The organism is Mesorhizobium sp. M7A.F.Ca.ET.027.02.1.1, from assembly GCF_004022985.1.
Lineage (GTDB): Bacteria > Pseudomonadota > Alphaproteobacteria > Rhizobiales > Rhizobiaceae > Mesorhizobium.
Genome location: NZ_RZOL01000449.1, coordinates 1 through 4646 on the forward strand (window position 1 = coordinate 1; position 4646 = coordinate 4646).

At 61.6% G+C, this 4646-nt stretch carries 4 protein-coding genes; all 4 read left to right on the plus strand.

Annotated elements, in window-relative coordinates; translation table 11 throughout:
• The first annotated feature begins 143 nt into the window (after positions 1 to 143).
• Positions 144 to 1706, plus strand: coding sequence for a putative N-acetylmannosamine-6-phosphate 2-epimerase (locus tag EN749_RS30950; RefSeq protein WP_127396150.1), 1563 nt, complete (start codon positions 144 to 146; stop codon positions 1704 to 1706).
• Positions 1707 to 1787: 81 nt separating this feature from the next.
• Complete coding sequence (locus EN749_RS30955; protein ID WP_245486662.1) at positions 1788 to 3083, plus strand: sugar ABC transporter substrate-binding protein; 1296 nt, start codon at positions 1788 to 1790, stop codon at positions 3081 to 3083.
• A 56-nt stretch (positions 3084 to 3139) separates the two neighbouring features.
• A complete protein-coding gene (locus EN749_RS30960; RefSeq protein WP_127399326.1) occupies positions 3140 to 4006 on the plus strand; it encodes a sugar ABC transporter permease in 867 nt (288 codons plus the stop codon).
• Positions 4007 to 4008: 2 nt separating this feature from the next.
• On the plus strand, positions 4009 to 4646 hold a 638-nt coding region (locus EN749_RS30965; RefSeq protein WP_145991068.1), incomplete at its 3' end, for a carbohydrate ABC transporter permease.

Sequence of the window (4646 nt, forward strand, 5' to 3'; positions counted from 1 at the left end):
GGACAGATCGTGGAATACTGCGAGACACGCTACAAAGGCGACGTCTACGATTTCGTCTTCGAGCTGCAAAGATAATACCAGTTATGAACTGGTTGTAATCTGGTATTTTCCATTTATCGTGATGGCGACAAGGGAGTGCCGACGTGCAGCGGGAAGACATCGCCAACAGTCTCATCGTGTCCTGCCAGCCGGTTCCCGGCGGCCCGATGGACAGTGCGCAATTCGTGACGGGCTTTGCCAGGGCCGCTGTTGAAGCCGGAGCCAAGGCCCTCCGCATCGAATCCGTGCCCTATGTCGCGGCCGCCCGCCTGGCCGTCCGCGTGCCGATCATCGGTATCGTCAAGCGCGATCTCACCGACAGCCCCGTGCGCATCACACCCTATCCGGCCGATGTCGAGGCCCTGGCCGAGGCGGGCGCCGATATCATCGCTTTCGATGCGACGGAGCGTGTCCGTCCCGTTCCTGTCGAAGCGCTTGTGAAAGCCGTCAAGGCCAGGAACAAGCTGACCATGGCCGATTGCTCTTGCCTTGACGATGCGCGCCGGGCCCTTGCCGCGGGTGTCGATTTCGTCGGCACGACGCTTTCCGGCTATGTCGGCGGGCCGGAGCCGCAGGATCCGGATATCGCCCTCATCGCTGAAATGCGAACCCTGACCCCCTACGTCATTGCCGAAGGGCGTATCCGGTCGCCTGAGCAGGCGGCTGCCGCCGCGCGCGCCGGCGCCTGTGCCGTGGTTGTCGGCTCGGCGATCACCCGTACCGAGCACGTCACCTCATGGTTCCACCAGGCGCTTTCCGACGCCTATGCGGCGAGGGGCGCGCAAACCGCCCTTGGCACAAGTGTCCTGGGCCCAACCGTTCTGGGCCCATCCGTCCTGGGCATCGACATCGGGGGAACCAAGACGATGGCCGCGCTGGTCAACGATGGCACGGTGGTCGAGGACATGATCGTGCCGACTGCGCGAGAGGCTGGACCCGAGGCCTGGCTTGCGTCCTTGGCGCAAAGTACGTCGGCCTGGTCGAGCCGCTTCAGCCGCATCGGCATTGCGGTGACCGGACTGGTGCAGGATGGACGCTGGTCGGCATTGAATCCGGCAACCCTTGGCATTCCCGACGGCTACCCGCTGGTCGAAAGAGCATCCGCTGTTTTCGGCAAGCCGGTCTGTGCGTTCAACGATGCCCAGGCGGCTGCCTGGGGCGAATACAAATTCGGCGCCGGGCAAGGTCGCGACATCGTCTTTCTGACCATCTCTACCGGAATTGGCGGCGGCATCGTTTGCAACGGCCGATTGCTGTCCGGTCTAGCCGGTCACTTCGGTCTGATCCGTGGTTTGTCTGAAGACCGGGCTCCGCTCGAAGACAGCACGTCCGGCCGCTGGATCGCTTCGGAGGCCCTCAAGGCCGGTTCCAAGGCGGACGCCGCCGATGTGTTCGGACACGCGCTGAAGGGCGAGGACTGGGCCGGCGCCATCGTCTCGCGAAGCGCCTCGCGGGTCGCGGCGCTGTGCCGGGACATTCAGATGATGTTCGATCCGAAATTGATCGTCATCGGTGGCAGCATCGGTCTTGCAGAAGGCTATCTCGACCGGGTGCGCGCACATCTGAGCGAGGTCCCGCCGCGCCTTTCCCCCCATCTCGTGGCGGCGAAGCTCGGAGGCCACGCCGGCGTCATCGGTGTTGCCGATCTTGCCGAATGGGCAAGGTAACGGCGCCCCGGTCGTGTCATGCAAAAATCATCAAAAAAGAAGGGAACGATCATGAAATTGAGCAGGACATCTTTTGCGCTTATGGCCACCCTCCTTGCGGGGACGGCTTTGCCGACCTTTGCCAACGCAACCGTGACCGTGCTCGGCTGGCCTGGCGGCTCCGAGGAAACCGCACTGCGGGCAACCGTGGAAACCTACAACAAGCAGGCCAGCGATGCCGACAAGGTGGAACTGCTGTTCTTCAACCGGGAAGGCTTTTACGACAAGCTGCAGGCTGACATGGCGGCCGGATCCAGTGCCTTCGACGTGAACCTCGTCGCCACCTACTCGCTCGGTCGCTACGCGCCCTATATGGAGCCGGTCGATCTTGGCGCGGACGCGGCCAAGATTTTCGGCGAATCCGTTCTCAAGACGATGCAGTTCGACGGCAAGCAATACGGCGTCCCGACAGACCTTTCGTTGCACTTCATGTACTACCGCAAGGATCTCATCGACGCCTTGATCAGGGATGACGCCGCCAGGAAGACCTATGGTGAAATCGCCCGGAAATATCTCGGCAAGCCCCTGCAGCCGAAAGACCCGGATAGCTGGACCTGGGACGACTGGGCGGCCACCGCCCTCTATTTCACCAAGCAGGTGAACCCCGACAGCCCGGTGCGTTATGGCACGGTCCTGCAGATGAAGAACCTGCTGTTCAACATGATGGTCTTCCAGTCCCTGCCGCGTTCCTACGGCGGCGACTGGATGGACAAGGACGGCAATGTCACGGTGGATTCCGATGCCTACAAGACCGGCCTCGAACTCTACAAGAAGCTCTATGATGCCGGTTCTTCGCCCAAGGATTCGCTGAGCTACGAATATGCGGAAACCAACGCGGCCTTCGCATCCGGCCAGGCCGCGACGGCGCTGCAGTGGAATGCCGCGGCGGCGGATCTGACCAGCACCGAAAAATCCCCGGCCGTCGCCGAGGTGACCGGGATCGTCGCGCCACCGGCAGGTCCCGACGGACGCGCCGATCACATCCACGGCCTTGGTTTGGGCCTTAACAAGAACGCCAAGAACAAGGAAGGCGCCGTCAAGTTCCTGAAGTGGCTCGCCACCGAGGATGCGGCCTTGCTCTATGCGCGCAGCGGCGGTTCGCCGGCATTGTCTCCCGATGTCGTCGCCAAGGTTGCGAAGGAACGTCCCGACCTCGTCAAGCTCGGCGAATTCGCCAGCAAGTACGGCTATGTCATGACCGGAGCGACGTCCGCGAGTGCGCTCCCGGTCTATGAACTGCAGGCAAAGGAGTTCACCGGCTACTGGTCCGGCCAGCAGAGCCTCGAGGATGCGCTCGCCCACACCAAGGCGGGCATGCAGGACCTGCTCAAGAAATGAACCATTTGCCGGACGCCGGGTCGAGGCCCGGTGTCCGGCGCGTTTGGCGGATCGACATGGCCCTTGTGACACGTGCCGAAGGCAGGATGTATCTGACGCCGCTGGTCGGCTTCCTGCTTCTGTTCCTCGGCTTTCCGGCGATCGTCAATCTGATCTATTCCGTTTCGACCGTCACATTCGAGACCTTGCGCAGTCCGGTGTTGAGCGGTTTCGGTAACTATGTCGCGGTGTTGAACGACCGCGAATTCTGGAGCTCGGCCTGGTTCTCGCTGCGCTTCGGTATTCTTACCGCATCGGCGGAATGTCTGATCGGCCTTTTCCTTGCCATCTTCCTGGCGCCGCTTCTGAGCAAGCGTCCAGTCCTGATGGCGCCGTTGATGCTGCCGCTGATGGTCGCACCGGCCATGGTCGGTCTCATGTACCGGCTGGTGCTGCATGAATTCGCGGGCCCCGTCCCCTACTATCTCTTCGAATGGTTTGGCGACAGCCCGGCCTTCCTCGACATCGACAATGCCTTCCGCACCCTTGTCGTCGTGGAGACGCTACAATGGACGCCTTTCGCCTTCCTGCTCTTCTACATGGCCTATTCGGCCATACCGCTCGACGTGCGCGAAGCCTCCTCGCTCGATGGCGCATCACCGTTTGAGATCGTCCGCTGGATCGATCTGCCCTTGATGAAGCCGACGCTGGTCATCGCGTTTTTCATCCGTTTCATCGACGGTTTCCGGGTGTTCGACAATGTCTATGCGCTGACCGGCAGTGGCGCTGGCGGTTCAACGACGTCCTTGTCGATCTACATCTATCAGGCCTTCTTCAAGGAAGGGGCTATCGGCAAGGCGGTCGCCGCTTCGGTTATCCTGTTCCTGGCGTCGTTCATCGTTCTCCACGGCCTTAACCGGCTTGCCGGCCGCAGGAAGCGTTGACGATGGTCAGGGCACTGCGCTGGATCGTTTTTGCCATCGCCGTGCTGGCGATGAATTTCCCCATTATCGTGACGCTGATCACATCGCTCAAAAGCCAGCGCGAGCTTTCGACGAACCCCGGTTTGTGGATCAGCCAACCGACGCTCGACAACTATCTGGAGGTTCTGACGCAGACCAGCCGCTTCAACATCTATGCCTACCTGCTGAACAGCACCGTGGCGGCGCTGATCGGAACCGGCCTTGCGATCGTGCTCGCGTTCCCGGCTGCCTATGCGATCGCGCGTAGCGAGGCGGGAAAGCGCTTGGTCCTGCCGATCGTCATCAATCTTCGCGCCGTGCCGCTGATCATCTTCGCGATCCCGCTTTACATGATGTACCAGTGGCTGGGCCTGCTCGATACGCGGATCGGGCTCGGGCTCATCCTGACCATCGTCAACGCGCCGCTTGCGCTCGTCATCCTGGTGAACGCGATTTCAGATGTACCGGTCGAACTCGACGAGGCGGCGAAAGTCGATGGCGCAAGTTCCTTGCAGGTGATGATGATGATCGTCCGGCCCGTCATCCGACCGGCGCTGGTCACGACCCTCATCTTCGGCTTCATCACCGCCTGGAACGAATTCCTCTTCGGCCTCATGCTGAC